Below are 21,973 nucleotides of genomic sequence, written 5' to 3'. Positions count from 1 at the left end.
GTTGCTAAGCCCCCCTGGGCCACCGGCGGGCTCACCTGGCCCGCCGGCCCCGCACACCGGATTCAGCGGGTCTGGTCAGTCGGTCGGATCAGGATCTCGTTGACGGCGACGTGCTCGGGCTGGGTGAGCGCGTACAGGACGGCGCCGGCGATGTCCTCGGCCTGGAGGGTCCGCATGGACTCGGCCATGCTCTTCGCCGCGGCCTGTACGGCGGGGTCGGTGATGTGGCTGGCCAGTTCGGTCGCGACGAATCCCGGCTCGATGACGATGACACGCACGCCCTGCGCGGTGACCTCCTGCCGCAACGCCTCGGAGAAAGCGGTGATGCCGAACTTGGTGGCCGCGTACACGCCGCTTGCGGCCGATGCCGTACGCCCCGAGGTCGAGGAGATCTGCACCACGGCGCCCTTGGAACGAAGCAGGTGAGGCAGGGCGGCGTGGACCGCGTACATCGATCCGAGCAGGTTGGTCTCGACCATGCGCGTCCACTCGGCGGTGTCCGCGCCCAGGATCGGGCCGCTGAGCATGACGCCTGCGTTGTTCACCAGGACGTCGAGAGCTCCGAAACGCTCGACGGTCGCCGCGACCGCGTTCTGCACCGACTGGCGGTCGGTGACGTCGAGCTCAAGGGCCAGCACCTCGCCGGGAGCGTCCTGCGCGAGGGACTGCAGCCGGTCGGCCCGCCGAGCCCCGACTGAAACCCGGGCACCCGCCTTCGACAAGGCAAGCGCCGTGGCCTGGCCGATGCCCGAGGACGCACCGGTGACGAGGACGACCTTCCCGTGCAAGCTGTTGCTCACGTTTCCTCCTCGTGAAAGCCGATCTTTCGGTGGGTTCCGTCGCACAGCGGCTTGTTGGCGGAGTGCCCGCAGCGGCACAGCGTCATCCTGTTGCGGGTCTGCAGTGGCTGGCCGTCTGCCCGGACGACCGGCACTCCACCGGTCACCCACAGCGCGCTGGCCAGTCCGTTCTCCTCTTCGAGGACCGAGATGGCCTGGGGAAGATCGGGCTCGATCGAGTCGCCGCCGCGGTGGAGGGCGTAGCTGTACGACCCGGACGGGCAGTGGTCGATCCGGCTCATGATGTTGGAGCGGACGTCGCTGTCGTCGGTGTCGGCGAGCATTGCGGCGATCGGCTTGGTGCGTCCGATGCAGAAGGCGGCGTGGATGCACAACTCGCCGACCCGTTGGGCCGAGATGCCCACGCCGTCGTGGACATGCTGCAGTTCCTCGTACGGTCGGACGTCGGCGGTCTCCGTACCGTCGAAACCGATCCGAGCGTGTGTCCCGTCGCAGAACGGCTTGGCGCTCGAGTGGCCGCAGCGACACAGCGCGTAGGTGCGCTCGGTCGCCAGGTTGTCGCCGGTCTTCCAGGTCAACGCGTCGTCGTTCTCCGCCGAGACGATCTTGCGTTTGCGTCTGAGCGGGACTTCGCCGGACACGACGTACGGGCCGTCAGGGAGGACCACGATCCGCTGCCGGTCGTCGATGCGCCACCGGCGCAGTTCGGGTGGCACGTAGTCGAAGGTGGGTCCGGCGCTGGTGTCTTCTCCGTCGGGCATCTGCATCAGGGCCTGGGCTTGCGCCTTGAGCGTGTACATGCTGCCGACGGCGACCGCGAGCAGCCTGGGGCTGCCGTTGAACGCCTGATCGAGCAGATTCAGGACGGCGGCGTAGGTCTGGTTGAACTCTTCCTGCGCCGTACGGATCGCGCTCCCCGGAGCGTGATCGGCGAGCCGCGGGTTACGCCTCATCGGCCGGACGGCGGCGAGATCCACGGCGACCGCCTCGCCGGTTGGCCCGGTCTGCGGGGTGTCACCGCGCCGGTAGCGCCGGCCGACCTTGAGCTCCTGGAACCGGTAGTAATGCGCGACCTCCTCCCGATCAGGGTGGAAGACGTCCTGGTCGCCGTCCCACACCTCGCCACGGGCCGTGCCCTCGCCCTGCTCGACGATCTCCTCCAGCGCGGCCAGCGCCGACCCCAGATCCTCGACCGCGATCAGTCGCCCGCCGGTGTGCCGGAAATGGACTGCGGTCACTTGACGAGCCGGATCGCCGCTGAAGACCTCCCGCTCGCCGAGCCGATCGCACAGGTAGCGCAGGCCTTCCTCGATCGCGGCGTAGAACTGCCCGATCGTCTCGTAGTCATCGCCTTCCGCGGGGGCGCCGGGCGGTGCCGGTTGTTCGATCCGCAGGAACATCTCCAGTGCTTCCGCACCGAACGGGAGCAGCGACAGCTCCAGTGAGCGGTCGCCGTGGGGCAGCCGCCGGGGATGCGGCGGCAGCATTCCTGGCGTATCCAGGTGCGGCCGCCCCCCGACGGCGTTGAGCAGATTCGCGGCCAACGTCAGGTGAAGCATCTCTTCGGCGAAGACGCTGGCCACCACCTCGACGGCTTCCGGGTTCCGCTCCGGGTCGAGCGAATACAACGCACACAGGTACGGCGGCAACGTCGAGTGTTCCAACTCGATCGCCCACTGCAGGTGCTCGCGAAGATCGTCGAGCGTGACGATCCGCGCCGACGTGGCAGGAGCAGCAGCAAGCCCCCGCTGATCTAGGTCATTCACTGGTGTCTCGCTTCGGCTGTCGAAGAGGTGGATTCCGCCGGCGCCGGGTCGGCGTGGCGCGGGTGTCTCAGGCACGTCCGTCCATGGCATCGCCAAGCGGGGCGTCGCCTTCCAGCGCCTCGACCGCGCCGAGCAGGCTGCGGAGCCCGACCTCGTCGCGCTGGGCGTCGGCCGGATCGAACAGCCACTCGGTGACCGGCAGCTCGGCGGCGTCCGCAGGGTCGCTCGACTCGGCCATGGCCAGTTCCGCCTCGACCACGGACTCGAGCTCGTGCAGTGAGTTGTCTCCGGTAGGCGTGCTCATCTGTCCTCCGTACGTCAGTGGGTGGATGCCGGCCCGGCCGGCGCGCTACTTGCCGGAGGCGGTCCGGCCCGCCCAGTCGGCGTACTTGATCTCACCGAGAATCGCGCCATCACCCGGCACCAGCGTCCGCTCGCTCAACTCGGCGCCGAAGTAGCGGGCGTGCGGGTCGGTGGCCACCTCACGCGTATCGCCCGAAGCAGCCAGGGCGTTCCGGAAGAACTCGTCCATCCGGAACTGCTCGGGCCCGGCAACCTCGACCCGCCCGTTCAACGGCGACCCCACCGCCACCCGCCCGACCGCCTGGGCCACCTCGTCGCCGGCGATCGGCTGGAAGAGCACGGGCGCCATCGCGACCGTGCCGCCGTCCGTCGCGGCAGCGGCGATGGCCGGGACGAACTCGAAGAACTGCGTCGCGTGCACGATCGAGAACGGGATCGAGGAACTCTCGATCAGCTTCTCCTGAGCGATCTTCGCCCGGAAGTAGCCGCTCTCCGGCAACCTCTCGGTCCCCACCACCGACAGCGCGACGTGGTGGCCCACACCGGCCGCCTGCTCCGCCGCGAGCAGATTGCGCGTGGAGGTCTCGAAGAACTCCAGCACCGCGGCGTCCTCGAAGGACGGGGAGTTCGACACGTCGATCACCACGGACGCGCCGGCCAACGCCTCGGCCAGGCCCTCGCCGGTGAGGGTGTTGACGCCGGTGTTCGGTGACGCCGCCACCGCCTCATGGCCGTGCTCGCCGAGCCTCTTCACGAGCTTCGATCCGATGAGGCCGGTACCGCCGATTACCACGATCTTCATGACGAGCCTTCCTGTTGGCCGGGGCATCGGTCGCCATCCGGTCGTCAGCTAAGACAGGACAGCCCTCCGGCCTGTGACAGCTCCGGCGATACGTCTTCCACGAGGCGGATCCCCGGGCGCGCGGGTGTCGTCGTACGACACCGACGACATCGCCTACCGCTGCTGACCATGGTGCAGACGGCCGGGGTCCTGGTCGTCGCGGCCAGGGTGCCGGCTGCGGCCGATTCAGCCGAGACAGCGCAGCCGCGAAATCTGTGACAGGACACGGGGTCGCGTACATCACTTGCCGCGGTCCGACCGTTGGCAATTGGGGCCTGGTCGACCCACCATTGGCTCCGCGGCAGGCAGCCGCGGCGATCAGACAGGGGCAAGCGGTGGCGGATTCCGGTGTGAGTCACGAGCCGGCCAGCGCGGATGATCTTGAGGAGGCGGCGGCGATCTTCATGAGCGTGCGGCCACGCCTGTTCGGGATCGCGTATCGCATGCTCAGCAGCGCCACCGAGGCCGAGGATCTGGTGCAGGAGGTGTGGCTGCGGTGGCAGACCGCTGACCGCGGCGCTGTGGTCAACCCGGCCGCGTTCCTGGCTACGACGACGACCCGGCTGGCCATCAACGCACTGCAGTCGGCGCGGGTGCGGCGCGAGACGTACATCGGGCCGTGGCTGCCGGAACCCGTCGACACGAGCGCGGACCCGTACCTGGGGGCCGAGCGCGGCGAGGCCCTGGAGTTCGCGGCCCTGCTGCTGATGGAGAAGCTCACGCCCAACGAACGCGCCGCGTATGTCCTGCGGGAGGCGTTCGACTACCCGTACGCACAGATCGCCGACATCCTGCAGTCGACCGAACCCGCGGTGCGCCAGCTGGTCAGCCGGGCACGCCGAGGCATCGCGAGTGAGCGGCGTACGCCGGTGAGCGCGGCGGCGCAGCGGGAGCTGCTGACCACCTTCATCACGGCGGCCCGCTCCGGGGACGTGACCGCGTTGGAGCGGCTCCTCGCGGCGGACGTCACCAACCTCGCCGACGGCAACGGTGCGTTGGGCGTCGCCCGCCGGCTGCTGGTGGGGGTGGTGCGCGTGACGAAGTTCCTGAACGCGATCACCTGGTTCTGGGACGGCCTGGACGTGCAGTGGGCGGACACGAACGGCCAGACGTCCGCCGTGCTGCGACGCGACGGCGAAGTGGCGGCGGTGCTCACGGTCAGCGCCTCGACCGAGGGTATCGATCAGGTGCTCTGGATGATGAACCCCGAGAAGAACAGAGCGGTGTCCACCCCGGCCTGACCCGCCGATGTCACAAGCCGGCGTGCCATCCGGTCATAACTGGCGACTGCAAGAAGAACAGAGGGCCGTATGCGTGCGTTTCTTTCCGAGGTGGTGGCCGGTTCGGTGGGGCCGCCCGCGCAGTGGCCGGTCCGCTTCGCGCCTCGTCGGCCGGCATGACGATGCCGTGCGCAGGTTCGCCGAGGCCTGCAAGCTCGGAGAGGTCGTCGCGCTCCGGGCCGCCTTGGACGCCGATGCCATCGCCGTGTGCGACGGCGGTGAGCGGCTGCCCACCGCAGCGGGTTCCATCCATGGTGCGCAGGACGTTGCCCAACTCGTCTCGGTCCTGCTGTGCGGCCAACCAGGCACCGAACTGACCATCGAGGCCGTCAACGGCCGCGCCGGGCTGGCGCTGCGCCGCGGCGGCCAAGCCATCGCGGTGGTCGCCGTCCAGGCGGCCGGCACGAAGATCACCATGCTCTGGATCGTGCTCAGCCCGGCAAAGCTCTGCGGCTGGCATCACCACTGACAAGCCCATTGTCGGCAGTACCGGTTGCTGTTGATCGGCCTGGTCTATTGCGGAGCGTTATCTTAACGATTAAGGTAACGACATGACTTCACTGGACACGCAGGGCGTCACCGTCGCTGTCGCCGGAGCTGGGCTGGCCGGACTGTGCCTGGCGCAGCGGCTGGTGCGAGCGGGCATCGACGTGCACGTCTACGAGGGCGATCCCGGGCCGTTCGTACGGAGGCAGGGCTACCGGATCACCGTCGACGCCGACGGCATCGGCGCGTTGCGCGCCAGCCTGCCCGACCACCTGTACGAGCTGACCCTGGCCGCAGGCGGCGAACCTGGCGGGTCCTTCCGATTCACCAACAGCCGGTTGCGCGACGCTTTCAGCCTGACCTTCAAGCCCACGGAAGACGGTGAGCGCCAGATGGACCGCCAGATGTTGCGGTCGATCCTCCTCATCGGGTTGGACGAGCGGGTCCACTACGGCAAGGCCGCCGTCGGGGTGGCGCGCGGAAACGCGGACCAGATGGAGCTGCGGTTCGCCGACGGCAGCTCGGCGACCGCGTCCGTCGTGGTCGCCGCCGACGGGATCGGGTCGGCGTTGCGGCGACACATCGCGCCGGGCGCCGATCCCCTGGACAGCGGGATGGCCGGTATCTACGGGCGCACCCCGCTGCTCCAGGCCGGTCGCAGCGTGCTGCCGGAGGTGTTGGACAACAGCGGTGTGCTGGCGCTCGGGGACGAGCCGGGCCGGGCGTTCTTCTTCACGACCATGCGGTTCAGGCAGGCACCGCAACAAGCGTTCCAGCGGCTGGCGCCGGGCCGCCCCGCGCCCGCCGATGACGACTACGTGATGTGGGGTCTCGTCCTGCGCCAGCAGGAGGCACCTCTCGACGTGCGTACGGACCCGCAGCGCCTGCGGGAGTTGGCGGCGCGACTGGCCTCGGGTTACCACCCGCTGGTCCATCGGTTGATCGAGAGCGCCGAGGACGACACCACGATCCTGAGCACCTTCGCCATCGGTCAGCGCCCGGGCACCTGGCCACTGCCTCGGGCGACGGTCGTCGGCGACGCGATCCATGCCATGCCACCCTTCGGCGCACACGGGGGCAACACCGCGCTACGCGACGCCGCACTGCTCGGCGGCAATCTCGTGGACGCCCACCTTCACGGCGAATCGGTGGAATCCGCAATCGCCGCCTACCAGACCGAAATGCCGGGCTACGCGTTCAAGGCGGTCGACACCGCCGCCGGGATGATGCGCCGGCTCACCGGAAGCGGACGGGTCCAGAGAATGGTGATGACGCGCCTGCTGCCCAGCCTGCACCGGGTCACTGTGCCGGAAGCGTCCATAATCACGGCGTGAACGACACCGACGCCCTAGCACGGGAGCAGGCGGTCATCGAATTCATGCGGGCCGGACGGGAATCCTCCCGGCTGTCCGTCATGTTCCGGCACGCCGCCGCCGCGCGGCTCGGCCTCACCGTCACCGACATGGAATGCCTGGACTTCCTCATGGACACCGGTGCGGCCACCGCCGGGCAACTTGCCGAGCAGACCAACCTCACCACCGGGGCGATCACCAGCATGATCCGTCGCCTGGAACGGGCCGGCTACGTCACCGCGGAGCGCGACCCGGCCGACCGGCGACGGGTCATCGTCACCCTCGTACCCGAGCGAGTCGAGGGCGGAGTCCGGCTCTACGCCTCGTACGGGAACGCCATCAGCGAGGTTCTCAGCCGCCACAGCACGGAGGAGATCCGGCTGCTCACGCGACACTACGATGAGATGAGCGCCGTCTACCGGGCCCAGCTCGCCACCCTCAACAACGACGAGAGCCCGTAGACGACGGGTCCCTCCTCGACGCCGCCAGGCTCGTCACGACCAGCAGCGACCGGCCGGACTCCTTGAGGGCCGCGCGGGTGAGTGGCGGTCGTGATCCGGTTCACGGTTCGTTTGCCGGCCCATATTCCAGCGAGGGTAGGCGTTTCGGACCTGGCCGTGGGCGGAAGACCGGTCCGGTGAGCGGACGACGGAGCCGGGCCCGCAGGCCGCTGCGACGCTGGCGAACGCGGGTGAGGGTCGGCGTGGGAGCGCCTCAGGCCCGAGCGTCACTCAGACAATCGCCACGGGGTCAGCGCCGCAACTGTCGGGTGTTGCTGGTCAACGTGTCGAGGAGACAGCTGATCAGAGGGTGTTGGCGGGTGCCGTGGCGGATGGCGGCGTACAGGGTGCGGTGGATCTGAGGCTGGCGGACGCGTAGCAGCCTGATCGGGCTGTGGTGCCCGGTTGTGGTGGGTGTGGCGATGCTGGGGAGCAGGGTTACGCCGTGGCCAGCCGCGGCGAGGGCGGCGGCCACGGCGAAGTCGCCGCAGTGTGCCACCACGTGGGGCTCGTAGCCGGCCAGGGCGCAGGAGCGCTGCAGGATCGCTTCGCAGGAGCTTCCGGCGGCCGGAGCGATCCAGCGTTCGTCGCGCAGGTCAGCGAGATCGACGTCGGGCCCGGTGAGATGGTGGTCGGCGGCGACGGCGGCCAGGAGCGGCTCGGTGAACAGGTCGATGCGGTCTTGGTGTACCGGCCGCCGGTGCGGCGCGAGGCCATATTCACCGGCCAGGACAAGGTCGAGCTCGCCGCGGGTCAGGGCAGGCAGGCTCTCCTCCGGTTCGCACTGTTCGATGCGCAGATCCACCTCTGGCGCGGTGACGCGCAACGTGGCCAGCACGGCAGGCATCAACGTGGCGCCGAGAGTGGGAATCGTGCCGATGGTGAGGTTGCCGCGCGGGTTGTCACCGCTGGTCACCACGTCGGCTTCAGCGGCCTCCAGTGCGGCAAGCACCTGACGGGCATGTCCGGCCAGGCGGTGACCGGTCGCGGTCAGCCGGGCGGTGCGGCCGCTGCGGTCGACCAGCGGCACGCCGACTTGGCGTTCGAGCGCGGCGAGGTGCTGCGACACCGCCGGCGGGGTGAACGTCAGGGCCCGCGCGGCGGCGGCGACACCACCATGCTCGGCCACGGCCAGTAGGACCCGCAGGCGACGAACGTCGAGCATAAAGCAACGCTACAAGATAGCTCGAAGTCTTGTTAATGGCGCTTATGGCTCTGCCTCGGCAAGGTAGCGGCATGGTCGGTGATCGACGAGTCGGTGTTGCAGTGGGCGTCACCGTGGCCCTGTGGGCGTCGGCGTTCGTGGCCATCCGGGTAGCCCTGCCCGACTTCGGCGTGGCTGGCCTGTCGGTGGGGCGCCTGACAGTGGCGTCGCTGATGCTGGCGGTGATCGCCCCGCTGCTGGGCGTACGCCGACCTGCCCGCTCCGATCTGGCCCGCATCTTCGGCTGTGCCCTGACCGGCATGACGGCCTACCAGATCCTGCTCAACGCCGGCGAACGCAGCGTGCCGGCTGGCAGCGCAAGCCTGTTGGTCAACAGCGCGCCGATCGTTGCCTCCGTGCTCGCCTTCATCCTGCTGCGTGAGCGCCTGCACCAGCGCGGCGTCATCGCTCTGGCGCTGGGATTCACCGGCGCCACGGTCATCGCCGTGGCCGAAGGTGACGGATTCACGCCCAGCAAGGACGTGCTGCTTGTCCTCGGCGCGGCCGTCGCCCAGGCATTGTTCTTCGTGCTTCAGAAGCCCCTACTCATCCGTTACCGAGGGCTGGAACTGACCTGTTACGTGGTGTGGTCGGGCACCGTGCTGTCCCTGCCGCTGGTTCCTGCTCTGGTTCGCCAGGCCCCGCAGGCCTCCGGCGACGCCGTCCTGGCCCTACTTTTCCTGGGCATCGCTCCCAGCGCCCTCGGCTTCGTAACCTGGGCCTACGCCCAGGCGCGCCTATCGGTGGCCGCGGCTGCCACCTCCCTGTACCTGGTACCGGTAATGGCCATCGGCATCGGCTTCGTCGTCCTCGGCGAGAGCATCCCTCCTGCGGCGCTGCTCGGCGGCGTGGTCGTCCTCGTCGGCGCCATGATCAGCCGTCGGGCGGGCACGGGCACAGCCGTGGGTGCCGCCACCGGCGCGGGACCGCGGACTCCATCCGCCAGTTTTGACCCGACCAGCCCGCCATGACGACGCCCGCTCACAGCACTAGACCAACAAGCAAACAACTCGACAGTTACGTAGGAAGGATGCCCGCTATGGACCTTGTTGCCACGCTGCCCGCCTTTGTCGCCGCAGTCGTGCTGATCTCCGCGTCACCAGGTCCAGCGATGGCGTTGATCATGCGCCGCGCCGCCCTGAAGGGCTTTTCCGCCGCCGTACCGACGGTGCTTGGCCTGGAGGCCGGTCTCTACCTCTGGGCGTTGTTCGCCGCCGCCGGTCTGGCCGCCCTGGTCGCGGCCTCGGAGGTTGCCTTCATCGTGCTCCGCGTCGTCGGCGCAGGCTTCCTGCTGTATCTGGGGGTGAAGGCATGGCGAACGGCGTGGTGCAGCCGCAGGGCCGACACGGGCCTGGAAGGCAACGACAGCACACCATCGACTTCTGCGCGCGGCTGGTCGAAGGCGTTCGGTGAGGGCGGGGTGGTGATGCTGGCGAATCCCAAGGCCGCCGCGTTCATGATCGCGTTCTATCCGCAGTTCGTACCCGCAGACCGGCCCTTGTTCGCCACGACTGCGCTTCTCGCCCTGCTTCAGGTCGTTGTCGAGATCGCCCTGTATCTCACGCTGGCCGCAGTAGTGGGGCGTGCTGGCGCGTGGTTCCGCCGGCCAGCGGTCCGCCGTCGGCTCGATGCGGTCAGTGGAACGGTTCTCATCGCCCTCGGCCTACGCCTGGCAGCTGAGACCCGGTAACCAACCTTCATCAATGCCAGTGGGCAGAGGCCGAACGAACCGTAGTGCAGGTCCGTCCACGAACAATCCCCTCCAATGACCGGGCCGGCGAGCACAGATGCCGGTCACGGTGGAGATCGCATTCATGCCCGGCGCCGCGGTCTTCGGCGAAGACGGCACCTTTGCGATCGTTCGGGCGAGGACGTGTGCCGGCTGGACCGAGCTGGCCGATTTCCGCCAGCGTTTGGCCGGCGGCCGGCTTGAGCATGGACGGGTGATCGAGGAGAGGGAGTCCCCGCTGCGCAACGCCGCGTTTCGTCGGGTATGGATCGGGGCCACCGTGTCAGCGGCAGGAGACGCGGCGAGTTGGGTCGCGTTGGTGGCGTACGCGTTGGGGTTGGCGCACGGTGGCGTGGCGACGCTCGCCGTGTTGTACACGGCGCCGGTGGCAGTCGGTGGCCTGATCGCCGGCTGGGCCCTGGACCGCTACGACCGCCGGTGGTTGCTGGTCGGGGACAGCCTGCTGCGGGCGGCGGTGTTCGGCACGGTGCCGTTGGCCGCAGTGTGGGGCGGGTTGACCTCTGGCCAGTTGTACCTGGTCGCTGGGGCGTACGGGCTGCTGAAGATGACCAGCCTGGCCGGGTTCCCGGCGCTGATTCCCGAGCTGGTGCCGCCAGGGCAGCTGATGGCCGCCAACGCCTTGGAGTCGGCGAGCTTCGGGATCGCCGGCCTCGTCGGGGCGGTGGGTGCAGGAATTGCGGTGGCGATGGTCGGGCCTGGGTACGTGGTGGCCTTCGACGCACTGAGCTACGTGATCTTCGCGCTGTGCCTGCTCGGCACGCGAACAGGCGCCAGGCCGGCGCGGGCGGTCACCCGGCCAGCCACGGTGTCACGACGTGGCGGCGGGCTGGGGCCGGTGCTGCGGCTGATGGCCCGCGAGCCGGTGCTGCGCGACACCACGGTCATGTTCGCGTTGTTCAACATTGGCGAGGGTGCCCTGCTGGTGGTGTTGCCGCAGCGGGCGATCGAGTACGGGCTCGGCGCCGGCGGGTACGGCTATCTGGTGGCTGCCGTGACCGGTGGCGAGTTGCTTGCCGCGCTGCTTCTGGTGCGCGGGTCGCGGCGGGTGTCGTTGACGCGCTCGGTGGTGTTGGCGTCGCTGGTTGCCTCGGTGGCCGTGCTGGCCGTGCTGGTGCCGTCCCCGTGGGTTGCCGTGGCGGGCCTGGCCGGGCTGGGTGGCTGCGCGGCGGCGATGACTACTTGGGCGCAGACGCTGCGGATGGCTGCCGCCCCGGCCGGCGTGCATGGTCGGTTGTTCGCGTTGCTGCGGACGCTGATGCAGGCCACCCCGCCGCTGGGTGCGGGGCTGGCTGCGCTGACGCTGCGAGACGGCGTTACCGCCACGGTGCTGGCGATCTGCGCGCTCATGGCGGTGCCCGCCCTCGCCTTCGCCCGGGACCTGACCGCCGCCGGCGCGCACCTCCGCGCCCCCGGCGGCAGGACACTCGCACCCGGCAGGGTCGCCGCCGGGGATCAGGCATGATCGCCGAGACGGACCTCGAATTCGAGCGCTGCTACCAGGCCACAGAAAGCCGCGATCCGCGTTTCGACGGCTGGTTCCTCGTCGGCGTCCGCACCACCGGGATCTACTGCCGGCCGAGCTGCCCGTCCCCGGTCTGCCCCAAGCGGGCCAACGTCACCTTCTACCGCACCGCCGCCGCTGCTCAACTCGCCGGGCTGCGCGCCTGCAAGCGCTGCCGCCCGGATGCGGTGCCCGGATCACCGGAGTGGAACACCCGGGCCGACATCGTCGGTCGGGCGATGCGACTGATCGCCGACGGTGTCGTCGACCGCGAAGGTGTACCCGGCCTGGCGCGACAACTCGCGGTCAGCGTCCGGCACCTGCACCGCCTGTTGGTCGACGCGGTCGGTGCACCGCCGCTCGCACTGGCGCGCTCCCAGCGGGCGTACCAGGCGCGACTGCTCGTCGAGACCACCACTATGCCGTTCGGCGAGGTCGCCTTCGCTGCCGGCTTCGCCAGCATCCGGCAGTTCAACGACACGCTCCGCGAGGTCTTCGACGCCACGCCGTCGCAGCTGCGCGCGGTTGCGCGCCGGCGCGGCCACCCACGTCCAGGCGCCGGCCTCACGCTGCGGCTGGCCGTCCGGCCACCGTACGACCCGGGCGGGGTGGTGGCATGGCTGGCGACCCGCGCGCTGCCCGGCATCGAGGAGTACGCCGACGGCGCATACCGTCGGGCCCTCCGGCTACCCGGCGGACCCGGCACCGTAACGCTGCGCCCAGCACCCGACCACGTGCACGCGACGTTCCGGCTGCGATCGGTGGCCGACCTGGGCGCCGCCGTGGCCCGCTGCCGACGCCTGCTCGATCTGGACGCCGACCCGGGGAGCTACCTGCCCGTGCTGGCCGCCGACCCAGCCCTCGCGCCGCTGACCAGAGCGGTGCCCGGTCTGCGACTACCGGGCCCCGTGGACGGTGCGGAGACCGTGCTGCGTACCGTGCTCGGCTCGCACGCGGAGACCGTGGCCGCAGCATTCGGCGAGCGGCTGCCCAGTCCCGACCGCGGACTGACCCACACGTTTCCGAACCCCGCAGTCATCGCCGCCGCTGACGTCGCGCTGCCCCCGAAACGGGCAAGCACGGTGCGGGAGCTGGCGCAGCGCCTGGCCACCGGCGAGCTGTGCCTGGACGAGGGTGCGGAGCGAGCGGCGATCCGCTGCGGCCTGCTCGCCGTACCCGGTCTCGCGCCCGCCCAGGTCGAATGCCTCATGCTGCACGCGCTCGGCGATCCGGACGCCTTTCCCGTCGCCGACCCCGGCCTGCTCACGGCGGCCAGGGCGCACGAGCTGCCAGCCGACCCAGCCGGCCTCACCCGGCGCGCCGACCGATGGCGGCCGTGGCGCGGCTACGGGGCCCACCTACTCTGGCGAGCCCGGTCGATCGTTTCCCGACAGGCGGACTCGCGGCCATAGGCGGTGGAGTGGGGCTGCCGGCCACACACACCCTCTGCTGACACCAATAGACCTAGAGCGCTACGAGGTGACCCCATGACCGTCACGTTCTTGATGATCGCGCGGCTGCCTGACGCGGGTCTGGACGCCTTCGACTCCTACGAGAGGGCTGTTCTTCCGCTCCTTGCCGAGCACGGAGGCCGTCTGGAACGACGTCTACGCAGCCTCGACGATCGGGTCGAAGCTCACCTGGTCTCGTTTCCCACCGAGGAGGACTTCACCGCGTACCGGGCAGATCCTCGGCGCCACACCGCCACACCGCTGCTGGAATCGTCCGGCGCCGCCGTGGAGCTACTCGCGGTGCGCGACGTTCAGTCAGCTTCTCGGCCCTGAAGGGGCCGAGCTTGCAGATCGTGGTCGGTGCTGGCTGCATCGGTCACGCCGCGTTCGGCAGGCTGACTGCTGCCCAGTCCGTAGCACCGCGTGTGGCGATGTTGCGGGCTGCGTTCACGTCGGCGTGCTCAGCGAAGCCACACGACGTGCATCGGAAGGTGGACTGGTTGGGGCGGTTGGCTTTGGCGATGTGCCCGCAGGTGGAGCAGCCCTGCGAGGTGTACGCCGGATCCACGTGAACGAGAGCTATCCCGGCCCGGGTCGCTTTGTAGGCGATGAACTGGCCGAGTTGGTGGAACGCCCACGAATGCAGGGTGACCCGCTGGGGCCGTCGGAGCCGTACCCGGTCGCGGATGCCCGTGAGGTTTTCCAGGGCGATACCGCGTCCGGTGCGTTCGGCCTCGGTCACGATCTGCTTGGCGATGCGATGGTTGATGTCGGCCGCGAATCGGGCTTCCTTACGGCGGCGGGCCTTCAGGAGCCGCTTGGCCGATTTGGTGCCGATGCGCTGGAGTTTGGCCCGCAGCCGCTGGTTACGGTGGCGCACCCGGTTCAGGCCCTTGCCGCTGTGTCGGGTGCCGTCGTTGGTGGTGGCGATGTTCGCGATGCCCAGGTCAACACCGAGGAACCCGTCAGGCTCTTTCACCTCGACATCAGGGATGTCGCACGTGGCGTACAGGAACCACTTGCCGTCGCGGCACACCAGGTCGGACTCGCCCCGCCGGTGCGCCACCAGGGTGGCGTACTGCTGCTCTGAGCAGCCGAAGCGGATGCCGGCTTGTCGGCCCGCCGTAGTCCAGATGGAGATTGTGCGGGTCTGCATCTGCCATGACAGGCAGCGGTCGTCGAACGGTTGCGCGGCGTCGCGGCGGAACCCGATCGGCTTCGACTCGGCCTTGCGGCGGCGTTTCGACCCCGCCTGGCCGAGATTGCCGGCACGGATGTTGGCTTTCAGGGTGGCGTACGCACCGGCAACCTTGCGGGCAACGTGGATCGCCGGCTGGGCCGACAGGCCCATCGCCTTCAGGCGGCCGTAGGTGAGCCGCTGAAGCGCTTGCTTCGCGTAGACCCGTCGCTGGAATGCCTCAGCCGAGGCAAGGTTCGCGGCCTCGTTGCACATGTCCAGCGTCGCCCGAAGCGCCGCCTCCTGGGCGACGTCCGGGTACAGCCGAACCTGCACCACGATCTTCACGTCCACAGTGTACCGTCTCGTCTATGTCACCACGATGGACTCCAGACCCGGACGTTCGCCGTGGTCGTAGTCTCGTCTACAACCTGCACGTTCATCTTGTCTTCGTCACCAAGTACCGGCGGGACGTGTTCAACGACGCCATGCTCACCCGGTGTGGACAGATCATGGCCGACGTGTGCGACAAACTCGGCGCGCAACTGCGGGAGTTCAACGGCGAAGACGACCACGTTCACCTGCTCGTCCACTACCCGCCGAAACTGCCGATCTCGACCCTGGTCAACCGACTCAAGGGCGTGTCCGCGCACTACCTGCGGCAGGAGTTCACCGGCCGGATCAACCGGCACATCATGCACGGCCACCTGTGGTCACCGTCGTACTTCGCCGGATCATGCGGCGGAGCGCCCCTCACCGTCATCCGCGAATACATCGAAAGCCAAAAACGTCCAGGCGCGTGACGCGATTCCTCCCGGCCCTGAAGGACCGGGATTCCTCGCTAGATCACGTTGATAACCCGGCCCACGGCCGCGGCATCTCACGTCAGTGCGGCATGGGCTGCTGCCGGGAACTGATTGCCGAGCAAAGCCGGCCCGCGACGCGTCAGTCGACGACGGGTGGCGCCGTCTTCGCCGCGGCCGCCAGGGCCGCCGCCGCGCCCGCGTACGGGTTGTAGGTGTACGTCCGAGACAGGCTGCCCGGGATCGTGAAGTACTCGACGGACAGCTTCGCCGGATCGGTGGCGATCTGGCCCCGGGCGGGCAGGTCGTCGCCGTCGTCCCAGCCCCACGGCGCGTTGGCCGAGTTGATCGAGCAGTCGAGCGTACCCACGCCACAGTCGCCGGAGTCGTCACCGGCGAAGGTGCCGAGGTTCGCGAACAGGCTGGTGTTGGCCCGCTGCGCCCACAGGCCGTCACTGGCGAAGATGTCAATGAGCTTGTACCGCACGTTGCGGTCGTCGCCGCTGCTCGGCGTCTCCGCCACGGTCGACGGGTAGTACACGATGCCGTCGCCGACGATGTTGTACTGCGGGTACGCCTTCAGGCCGTGACCCTTCGCCTCCTGCGCGGTCACCGGATGCAGGAACGCGTCGTGTGGCGACGCCTGGAGTTGCAGGGTGCCGTCGACGCTTTCCCGGCCACTCGTCCAGGTGCTCCCGGACGGGGTGTACGAGAAGAAGTTCGTGTGCGCAACGGTGACCGCGGAGCGCAGCACCCCGTACGTGGAGCCGTCCCGCTGGATCGCGAGCAGCACGCCCTCGCCGTCGTTCTCGTGTTCGGTATCGAAGAAGCTGTCCGTCCAGTCCCGAGGATGGAAGAACAGGTACGTGATGTACCAGTGCGTGCTCGTCTCCAGCACCGAGTAGTAGGCGTGCGCGGCGAACGAGACGCCCGTCTGGCCGGCACGGTCCCAGTTGTTGCGCCCATTGAGATCGCCATCGAAGTCGATCTTGGTGATGTAGTCGGACCTGCCACCGAGCGCATGGCTGCCGGTGACGTCGACGTCCTGGTAGTGGATCGGCGCCCAGCGCAGCGCCAGCTGCGCCCTGGTGACCGCCGCGCCAGCCGGCGCGGGCACCGCGAACCCCACCGCCACGAGCGCCGCAGCCGCTACGGTCGCCACCAAGGATCTCCCAGCAATTCTGCTTTTGTTGAGCATGTGTGCTCCCACGTCCGGGACATCGATTAATGGCAAACAATCTATCCGATCCGCGGCCGCGGGCGTGTGACCTTACAACCCCGAGTCGGGCGACCGCGACCTGCGGCACCGGGTGGTGCTCGCCGACGCGGTGCCGCTGAGGAATCGGGCTTTCCGTTGGACGAACGCGGACCGGTCACCCGCGTTCGTCCAACGGAGAATCACGAGTACATCAGGTGCAGCGTCATCCCGGCGTCGGCGTGCGCCAGGTTGTGGCAGTGGTTGGCCCACATTCCGGGGTTGTCGGCCCGGAACGCCACCTCCCAGACGTCGCCGGGGCGTACATCGAACGAGTCGAGCCACAATGGACTGCCGGTCGCCGACTTTCCGTTGCGGGACAACACCAGGACATGATGCCCGTGCAGATGCCACGGGTGCACCACCTGAGATCGGTTCGCGATCGTGAACTTGACGATGTCGCCGAGGCGTACGACCTGGGGCGGGATGTCCGGATCGGCCGCTCCGTTGACGGTGTGGGCGTATCGCGGAAGCAGTCCGTGCAGGTCGAGGCCGCGGTCGAGAACGAGGGTGAACTCCCTGTCGAACCGAGACCAGGGCGCCGGAGAACCGGCGCCGTAGATGAGCGGATCCAGCACCGGCCACGTGTCGGTCGACGCCGACACCGGTCCGGTCGCGTAGACCGCCCGTCCGTCGACGAACAGCGCCACCGGCGTGGCGGGCGCGGTGAACACCAGGTCGTAGCGTCCCCCGGCCGGGATCAGCACGGCGGTGTCCACCAGCGATGTCGGGCCCTGCAGGTCGGATCCGTCGATCGCGGCGACCCGGAACGGGGTCCCGGCCAGGGCGTACCGGTGTGTCGTGCTGTCGGTGTTGACCAGCCGCAGCCGCACGGGCACCCCCGCCTCGACCGGCTCAGTTCTGGGCGCGGGCAGTGGAAGGCCCGCCAGCGTGTGCACCGGCACCGTGACGTCGACGCCGGTCACCGGCGCCGGGCGCACCACCAGGACACCGTAGAGCCCCATCCGCACGCCGACGTCGGATACCGCATGCGTGTGGTACCAGTACGTCCCGGCCTGATCGGCGCGGAACCGGTAGACGAACTCCTGTCCGGGCAGCACCGCCGCCTGCGTCACGCCGGGCACGCCGTCCTGACTGTTCGGCACGTCGTACCCGTGCCAGTGCAGCGTGACGCCCCGCGCGATGTCCCGGTTGCGCAGCGTCACCTCCAGGACGTCACCGACGGTGGCCGTCAGCTCCGGCCCGGGAACCTGCCCGTTGAACGCCCACGCTGCGACGTCACGGCCGCTCACGCGCACCGTGGCGGTCCCGGCCGTCAGGGTGAACCGCCTGGTCGGTTCGCCGACGTCCGGCGCATCCCCGTACCGGTGATCATGTGGTACGGCGGGAGCAGCCCCGGGGCTGACGGCCAGCCCCGTTCCGGTCACCAGCGCTGCGAGCGCGACCGCGACGGCCGCCCGGGACATCGTCCCGGACGGACGCGCGCCGAGAGCCCGCCACGAGACCGCGGTCGCCGCGAGGACCCCGGCGAGCGCGAGCAGCCCCGCGCCCGCCGACGCAGGATAGCCGTGCAGGACCGTCACGAGCAGGGCGCTGGTCTCGGCGTACCCGGCGAAGAGAAGCGGGACCGCGACGGACCGGATGTCCCTCGGGGCCCGCAGCAGCCGCGGTCCGGCGACGACCACCGCCGCGAGCGACAGTGGGGCGGCGATGAGGACCTTCTCCGCCGCGAACCACCAGCCGGCGCGGGCGAGCGCGATGATCGTGACCGCGCGGGCGAATGTGGCGAGCAGCGCGAAGGCGGCCAGTCCCAGGGCGAGCGGACGGCGCCGGGCGGCCGACGCGGCGCCGCCGCCCAGCCACCCGGCGGCCGCGAGCACCGCGATCACGAGGTCGGCCGCGAGCAGCGAGCCGGTGGTCATGCCGGCTCCCCTTCCCGGACGGCCACCGGGGCGGCGTCGGCCGGCGCCGGGGCGGTCAACTTTCGCGCTGCCTGTTGAACGGCGACCACGACGTGTACCGCGATGATCCCGTTGAGCGCGTGCAGCCCCCCGATGGTCAGGCCGAGGGCGGTACTGGTGCCTGAGGCGTCGGTGGACGCGTTCGCGAGCATGGCGATGAGCGCCTGCAGGACGACGAGGCCGAGCGGCAGGATCGCCAGTCCGATGAGCCGGCCGGGTGCCTTCGCCAGCGCGGCGAACAGGGTGGTGAGCAGGGTGAGAACGGGGATGATCGCCGTCCCGGTGACGCTGTGCAGGGCATACGCGCCGTCGCCGGCGGGTTTCGTGAACGCGCCCACGGCGGCGAAGACGAACTGCAGGGCGAACGCGACGAGCAGCAGGGTGCTGGCGATGACGAAGGCCTTACGCATGGTGATCTCCTAGGCGTGAGCCGGGGTCAGGGCCCCGGCGACGTGGTCGGTGGCCGTGATCGCGCCGTACGCGACGATTCGTACGAGGTCGGCGTCGTCTGGATAGGACAGTCGCCAGACGGCGACATCGGCCGGGGTGATCGCGGCGGGTGCGAACGCCGCGAGCAGCGCGATCCGTGTCCCGGCCCGGTCCTTGCCGGACAGGTCCAGGACAAGTTCGGAGGCCCACTCGGCGGGCCGGGCCGGGTGCTGTCCGTCCTCCCAGCGCACGGTGCCGGTGACGGTCTGGCGAGCCACTTCGCTCAGGAGGTCTCCGCCTTGCGTGGCGGCGCTCTTCAGCGACGCGTACGCGACGCCGACCGGGCTGTCCCCGGCCCAGGCTGGTAGGGCCGTCGTGCCGGGGTCGAGGAGTGGGAGGCTGCGGCCGGGCTCCTTCGGCTCCCGAGCCGTCCTGACGCAGACCCGGCCCCCGACCGACTGCACTCCGGGGGAGCGCTGCGGGCCGCTGGGCGGCAGATCCGGGTCGAGCAGCGCCGAGGCCATCCGGCTGACGAAGTGGCAGGCGAGCAGGGTGCCGGTGACCTCAGGGCCGTACCGGCTGGTCCATGCGGCGGCTCCGGGGTTGCGGCTGGCCTCGGCCCAGCCGACGAGCTCGGTGTGCCTCGGCTCCAGTGGCGTCCCGCCCCGGGCGATGACCTCGGCCAGCTCGGGCTCGCCGAGCGCGTGCAGCAGCATCACGTGGGCGTCGACGCAGAACCCGCAGCGGTTGGCCCGGGACACCGCCGCCGCGACGAGCTCGCGGTCGACCCGGGACGCGTCCCCGGCGAGCAGGGCCTCGCGCATCAGCGCCCAGGTCGCGGCCAGCACCTCCGGCACGGGCGAGAGCGCCTGGAAGGTGGCCACCGGCCCGAGAAACTCGTCCCGCAGCTGCCGGTAGACCTCCGCGGTCAGGGCGGTCGCAGCCCACGCTTTCGGCGGGGTGAAGAAGCGGTATGACATGGGCTCGATGCTTGCCCGGCCGGGCCGGGAAAACGTCGTGCCGCCGCAGGCACTTGCCCGGTCACCGATACCGCGTCCGCAGTACGCCTCATCTACCGCAGGCGCGGGATGCTCCCTGATGACGGCCGTTCTACAGTTCGATCATGCACCGCGATCTGCCGTACGCCCTCAGCGGCCTCGCCCTCGGCGTCCTCCTGCTCGGCAATGCCGCGCTCACGCCGGACGCCGGAGCGGTGCGGGCGATCGACGTCGCCCTGGTCCTGGTCATGGCGGCGGCCCTGGCGGTGTGCCGGCGGTACCCGGTGGTGGCGTTGAGCGTGGTGACCGCCGCCATGCTGGTCGTCCACGTCCGGGTACACGGCGGGGTGCCCGCCGCGTTCCCCGTCCTCGGCACGGTCTACGTCGCCGCCTGGCGGGGGCACCGATGGGCCGCCGCCCTGGCCAGCCTCGTCTTCCTCAGCGGCTTCCTGGCCCGCGACATCTCGCTCGCGCCTGCCGACCGGCCCGGCCTGCAGATCGCCGAGCGGACCGCCTTGCTGCTGGGCTGGTTTGTGGCGGCCGGCGTCGCCGGGCTCGTCGCGCGGCAGCGCCGGGCGTACCTGGAACAGGTCGAGCAGCGGGCGATCGACGCCGAACGCACCCGCGAGGAGATGGCGTTGCGCCGCGCCGGGGAGGAGCGGCTGCGCATCGCCCGGGATCTGCACGACTCACTGACCCACAGCATTTCCGTGATCAAGGTGCAGGCCGGGATCGCCGTGCACCTGGCCCGCAAGCACGGCGAGGAACCGTCGGCCGCGCTGCTGGCGATCCAGGAGGCCAGCAGCGCCGCGATGCGGGAACTGCGGGCGACGCTGGACGTCCTGCGCTCACCCGCCGACGGGGACAGCGTCGGGCTGGCCCGGGTGGGCGAGCTCGCCGAGCGGACCCGGGCGGCCGGCGTACCGGTGCAGGTGACCGTCACCGGTCAGCCCCGGGACCTGCCCGTGGAGGTCGACCAGGCCGGGTATCGCGTCGTCCAGGAGGCCCTGACCAACGTCACCCGCCACGCCGGCCCCGCCACCGCCCAGATTCACGTCGAGTACGCCCCGGCACAGCTGATCGTCTCGGTGACCGACGACGGCCAGGCGTCGTCGGTCCGGCCGGTGACACCGGGTGTGGGCCTGCGCGGCATGCGGGAACGGGTCACCGGGCTGGGCGGCACGCTGCATGCCGCCGCCCGCGACGGCGGCGGTTTCGCGGTACGGGCGACATTGCCGCTGGACGGTCCAGCATGACCGAGCGCTTGCGCGAGGGCCAGCCAGCTCAGTCCGCCACGGATCGTGGCGGCTCCGACCGGAGGGAGGAGCCGGCATGACCGAGCGCTTGCGCGAGGTCCAGCCAGCTCAGTCCGCCACGGATCGTGGCGGCTCCGACCGGAGGGAGGAGCCGGCATGATCCGGGTCCTGCTCGCTGACGACCAGGCCCTGATGCGGGCCGGATTCCGGGCGTTGCTCGACGCCGAGGAGGACCTGGAGGTCGTCGGCGAGGCCGCCGACGGCGCTGCGGCCGTCCATCTGTCGCGACGCCTGCGGCCGGACGTCGTGCTGATGGACGTGCAGATGCCGGGACTCGACGGCATCGAAGCCACTCGCCGCATCGCCGCCGATCCCGACCTCGCCGCAGTCCGCGTCCTCATCCTCACCAACTACGGGCTCGACTCCCACGTCTTCGCCGCACTTCGCGCTGGCGCCAGCGGGTTCCTCCTCAAGGACGCCGACCCCGCCGACCTGCTGCAGGCCGTCGCCGTCGTGGCTCGCGGCGACGCGCTCCTCGCCCCGGCGGTCACGCGTACGCTCATCAGCGAGTTCGTCGCCGGTCCGCCGCCGGCCGACCCGGCGGCCGGGCGCGACGTGCTGACCGCCCGCGAGCAGGAGATCGTCGAGCTCGTCGCCCGGGGGCTGAGCAACGACGAGATCGCCGAGCGCATGGTGATTAGTCCGTTGACCGCCAAGACACACGTCAATCGGGCGATGATGAAGCTGCACTGCCGCGACCGTGCCCAGCTGGTCGTGTGGGCGTACGAGTCGGGGCTGATCACGCCGCGTCGCCGGTGACACCACGTCGTCGTCGCGAGGCCGTTAGACCATCACCACCGACAGCCGCCAACAGCATGGCTTGCCGGCCCCGTCGTTAA

At 70.1% G+C, this 21,973-nt stretch carries 22 protein-coding genes; 12 read left to right on the top strand and 10 right to left on the bottom strand.

What is annotated here, in order from left to right:
* Positions 1–62: 62 nt before the first annotated feature.
* From ACGFI9_RS32730 to ACGFI9_RS32715, 4 genes are all read right to left on the bottom strand, one after another.
* The gene (locus tag ACGFI9_RS32730; RefSeq protein WP_393184192.1) at positions 63–800 is read right to left on the bottom strand and encodes an SDR family NAD(P)-dependent oxidoreductase; all 738 of its coding nucleotides are present in this window, start codon (positions 798–800) and stop codon (positions 63–65) included.
* Positions 797–2,566 carry a ferritin-like domain-containing protein gene (locus ACGFI9_RS32725; protein WP_393184190.1) on the bottom strand — a complete coding sequence of 590 codons (1,770 nt, stop codon included), beginning with the start codon at positions 2,564–2,566 and terminating at the stop codon, positions 797–799. The genes ACGFI9_RS32730 and ACGFI9_RS32725 overlap by 4 nt, the downstream gene beginning before the upstream one ends.
* A 67-nt stretch (positions 2,567–2,633) precedes the next feature.
* Positions 2,634–2,870 (bottom strand): hypothetical protein, encoded by a 237-nt coding sequence (locus ACGFI9_RS32720; RefSeq protein ID WP_393184189.1) that lies wholly within the window; start codon positions 2,868–2,870, stop codon positions 2,634–2,636.
* 45 nt (positions 2,871–2,915) lie between these two features.
* The gene (locus ACGFI9_RS32715; RefSeq protein ID WP_393184188.1) at positions 2,916–3,671 is read right to left on the bottom strand and encodes an SDR family oxidoreductase; all 756 of its coding nucleotides are present in this window, start codon (positions 3,669–3,671) and stop codon (positions 2,916–2,918) included.
* Between the two features lie 254 nt (positions 3,672–3,925).
* Here ACGFI9_RS32715 and ACGFI9_RS32710 point away from each other — a divergent pair, with 254 nt between their 5' ends.
* The 4 genes from ACGFI9_RS32710 (at position 3,926) to ACGFI9_RS32695 (ending at position 7,289) form a co-directional block, all read left to right on the top strand.
* Complete coding sequence (locus ACGFI9_RS32710; protein WP_393184186.1) at positions 3,926–4,951, top strand: sigma-70 family RNA polymerase sigma factor; 1,026 nt, start codon at positions 3,926–3,928, stop codon at positions 4,949–4,951.
* 166 nt (positions 4,952–5,117) lie between these two features.
* The gene (locus ACGFI9_RS32705) at positions 5,118–5,459 is read left to right on the top strand and encodes a siderophore-interacting protein (protein ID WP_393184184.1); all 342 of its coding nucleotides are present in this window, start codon (positions 5,118–5,120) and stop codon (positions 5,457–5,459) included.
* Positions 5,460–5,541: 82 nt separating this feature from the next.
* Positions 5,542–6,810, top strand: coding sequence for an FAD-dependent oxidoreductase (locus ACGFI9_RS32700; protein WP_393184182.1), 1,269 nt, complete (start codon positions 5,542–5,544; stop codon positions 6,808–6,810).
* Positions 6,807–7,289, top strand: coding sequence for a MarR family winged helix-turn-helix transcriptional regulator (locus ACGFI9_RS32695; RefSeq protein WP_393184180.1), 483 nt, complete (start codon positions 6,807–6,809; stop codon positions 7,287–7,289). Before ACGFI9_RS32700 ends, ACGFI9_RS32695 begins: the two co-directional genes overlap by 4 nt.
* Before the next feature lie 289 nt (positions 7,290–7,578).
* Here ACGFI9_RS32695 and ACGFI9_RS32690 read toward each other — a convergent pair whose 3' ends face one another.
* Complete coding sequence (locus ACGFI9_RS32690) at positions 7,579–8,493, bottom strand: LysR family transcriptional regulator (protein WP_393184178.1); 915 nt, start codon at positions 8,491–8,493, stop codon at positions 7,579–7,581.
* 101 nt (positions 8,494–8,594) lie between these two features.
* On the opposite strand from ACGFI9_RS32690, the gene ACGFI9_RS32685 reads away from it, so the two are divergent.
* The 5 genes from ACGFI9_RS32685 (at position 8,595) to ACGFI9_RS32665 (ending at position 13,567) form a co-directional block, all read left to right on the top strand.
* A complete protein-coding gene (locus ACGFI9_RS32685; protein ID WP_393184176.1) occupies positions 8,595–9,503 on the top strand; it encodes a DMT family transporter in 909 nt (302 codons plus the stop codon).
* A gap of 68 nt (positions 9,504–9,571) precedes the next feature.
* Positions 9,572–10,222, top strand: coding sequence for a LysE family translocator (locus ACGFI9_RS32680; RefSeq protein ID WP_393184174.1), 651 nt, complete (start codon positions 9,572–9,574; stop codon positions 10,220–10,222).
* Positions 10,223–10,475: 253 nt separating this feature from the next.
* The gene (locus ACGFI9_RS32675; protein WP_393184172.1) at positions 10,476–11,744 is read left to right on the top strand and encodes an MFS transporter; all 1,269 of its coding nucleotides are present in this window, start codon (positions 10,476–10,478) and stop codon (positions 11,742–11,744) included.
* Complete coding sequence (locus tag ACGFI9_RS32670; protein ID WP_393184170.1) at positions 11,741–13,195, top strand: DNA-3-methyladenine glycosylase 2 family protein; 1,455 nt, start codon at positions 11,741–11,743, stop codon at positions 13,193–13,195. The genes ACGFI9_RS32675 and ACGFI9_RS32670 overlap by 4 nt, the downstream gene beginning before the upstream one ends.
* A gap of 75 nt (positions 13,196–13,270) precedes the next feature.
* Positions 13,271–13,567, top strand: a complete 297-nt coding sequence (locus tag ACGFI9_RS32665) for a hypothetical protein (RefSeq protein WP_393184168.1) — start codon at positions 13,271–13,273, stop codon at positions 13,565–13,567.
* Between the two features lie 43 nt (positions 13,568–13,610).
* Here the strand turns inward: ACGFI9_RS32665 and ACGFI9_RS32660 are convergent, their stop codons facing one another.
* A complete protein-coding gene (locus ACGFI9_RS32660) occupies positions 13,611–14,759 on the bottom strand; it encodes an RNA-guided endonuclease InsQ/TnpB family protein (RefSeq protein ID WP_393184166.1) in 1,149 nt (382 codons plus the stop codon).
* A 23-nt stretch (positions 14,760–14,782) separates the two neighbouring features.
* Between ACGFI9_RS32660 and tnpA the strand changes: the two genes are divergently transcribed.
* Positions 14,783–15,214, top strand: a complete 432-nt coding sequence (gene tnpA, locus ACGFI9_RS32655; RefSeq protein WP_393175170.1) for an IS200/IS605 family transposase — start codon at positions 14,783–14,785, stop codon at positions 15,212–15,214.
* Positions 15,215–15,356: 142 nt separating this feature from the next.
* On the opposite strand, the gene ACGFI9_RS32650 is transcribed toward tnpA, so the two are convergent.
* From ACGFI9_RS32650 to ACGFI9_RS32635, 4 genes are all read right to left on the bottom strand, one after another.
* Positions 15,357–16,376, bottom strand: coding sequence for a hypothetical protein (locus ACGFI9_RS32650; RefSeq protein ID WP_393184164.1), 1,020 nt, complete (start codon positions 16,374–16,376; stop codon positions 15,357–15,359).
* A gap of 236 nt (positions 16,377–16,612) precedes the next feature.
* Positions 16,613–18,352, bottom strand: coding sequence for a multicopper oxidase family protein (locus ACGFI9_RS32645; protein WP_393184162.1), 1,740 nt, complete (start codon positions 18,350–18,352; stop codon positions 16,613–16,615).
* Positions 18,349–18,801 carry a DUF6220 domain-containing protein gene (locus ACGFI9_RS32640; protein ID WP_393184160.1) on the bottom strand — a complete coding sequence of 151 codons (453 nt, stop codon included), beginning with the start codon at positions 18,799–18,801 and terminating at the stop codon, positions 18,349–18,351. The genes ACGFI9_RS32645 and ACGFI9_RS32640 overlap by 4 nt, the downstream gene beginning before the upstream one ends.
* A 9-nt stretch (positions 18,802–18,810) precedes the next feature.
* Entirely contained in the window at positions 18,811–19,800 is a 990-nt protein-coding gene (locus ACGFI9_RS32635) for a carboxymuconolactone decarboxylase family protein (RefSeq protein WP_393184158.1), read from the bottom strand.
* 143 nt (positions 19,801–19,943) lie between these two features.
* Between ACGFI9_RS32635 and ACGFI9_RS32630 the strand changes: the two genes are divergently transcribed.
* Both ACGFI9_RS32630 and ACGFI9_RS32625 read left to right on the top strand, forming a co-directional pair.
* The gene (locus ACGFI9_RS32630) at positions 19,944–21,074 is read left to right on the top strand and encodes a sensor histidine kinase (RefSeq protein WP_393184156.1); all 1,131 of its coding nucleotides are present in this window, start codon (positions 19,944–19,946) and stop codon (positions 21,072–21,074) included.
* 156 nt (positions 21,075–21,230) lie between these two features.
* Positions 21,231–21,893, top strand: a complete 663-nt coding sequence (locus tag ACGFI9_RS32625; RefSeq protein ID WP_393184154.1) for a response regulator — start codon at positions 21,231–21,233, stop codon at positions 21,891–21,893.
* Positions 21,894–21,973: the final 80 nt, after the last annotated feature.

Source organism: Micromonospora sp. NPDC048930 (genome assembly GCF_043197935.1).
GTDB lineage: Bacteria > Actinomycetota > Actinomycetes > Mycobacteriales > Micromonosporaceae > Micromonospora.
Note: the sequence above shows the minus strand (reverse complement) of the source record. Positions and strands in the feature narration are given on the sequence as shown.

Excerpts from the sequence above, each read along its gene's own strand:
- ACGFI9_RS32700 (WP_393184182.1), top strand. The coding sequence starts at position 5,542 with ATGACTTCACTGGACACGCAGGGCGTCACCGTCGCTGTCGCCGGAGCT.
- ACGFI9_RS32640 (WP_393184160.1), bottom strand. The coding sequence starts at position 18,801 with ATGCGTAAGGCCTTCGTCATCGCCAGCACCCTGCTGCTCGTCGCGTTC.
- tnpA (WP_393175170.1), top strand. The coding sequence starts at position 14,783 with ATGTCACCACGATGGACTCCAGACCCGGACGTTCGCCGTGGTCGTAGT.
- ACGFI9_RS32690 (WP_393184178.1), bottom strand. The coding sequence starts at position 8,493 with ATGCTCGACGTTCGTCGCCTGCGGGTCCTACTGGCCGTGGCCGAGCAT.
- ACGFI9_RS32715 (WP_393184188.1), bottom strand. The coding sequence starts at position 3,671 with ATGAAGATCGTGGTAATCGGCGGTACCGGCCTCATCGGATCGAAGCTC.
- ACGFI9_RS32680 (WP_393184174.1), top strand. The coding sequence starts at position 9,572 with ATGGACCTTGTTGCCACGCTGCCCGCCTTTGTCGCCGCAGTCGTGCTG.
- ACGFI9_RS32630 (WP_393184156.1), top strand. The coding sequence starts at position 19,944 with ATGCACCGCGATCTGCCGTACGCCCTCAGCGGCCTCGCCCTCGGCGTC.
- ACGFI9_RS32665 (WP_393184168.1), top strand. The coding sequence starts at position 13,271 with ATGACCGTCACGTTCTTGATGATCGCGCGGCTGCCTGACGCGGGTCTG.
- ACGFI9_RS32720 (WP_393184189.1), bottom strand. The coding sequence starts at position 2,870 with ATGAGCACGCCTACCGGAGACAACTCACTGCACGAGCTCGAGTCCGTG.
- ACGFI9_RS32625 (WP_393184154.1), top strand. The coding sequence starts at position 21,231 with ATGATCCGGGTCCTGCTCGCTGACGACCAGGCCCTGATGCGGGCCGGA.
- ACGFI9_RS32670 (WP_393184170.1), top strand. The coding sequence starts at position 11,741 with ATGATCGCCGAGACGGACCTCGAATTCGAGCGCTGCTACCAGGCCACA.
- ACGFI9_RS32645 (WP_393184162.1), bottom strand. The coding sequence starts at position 18,352 with ATGACCACCGGCTCGCTGCTCGCGGCCGACCTCGTGATCGCGGTGCTC.
- ACGFI9_RS32635 (WP_393184158.1), bottom strand. The coding sequence starts at position 19,800 with ATGTCATACCGCTTCTTCACCCCGCCGAAAGCGTGGGCTGCGACCGCC.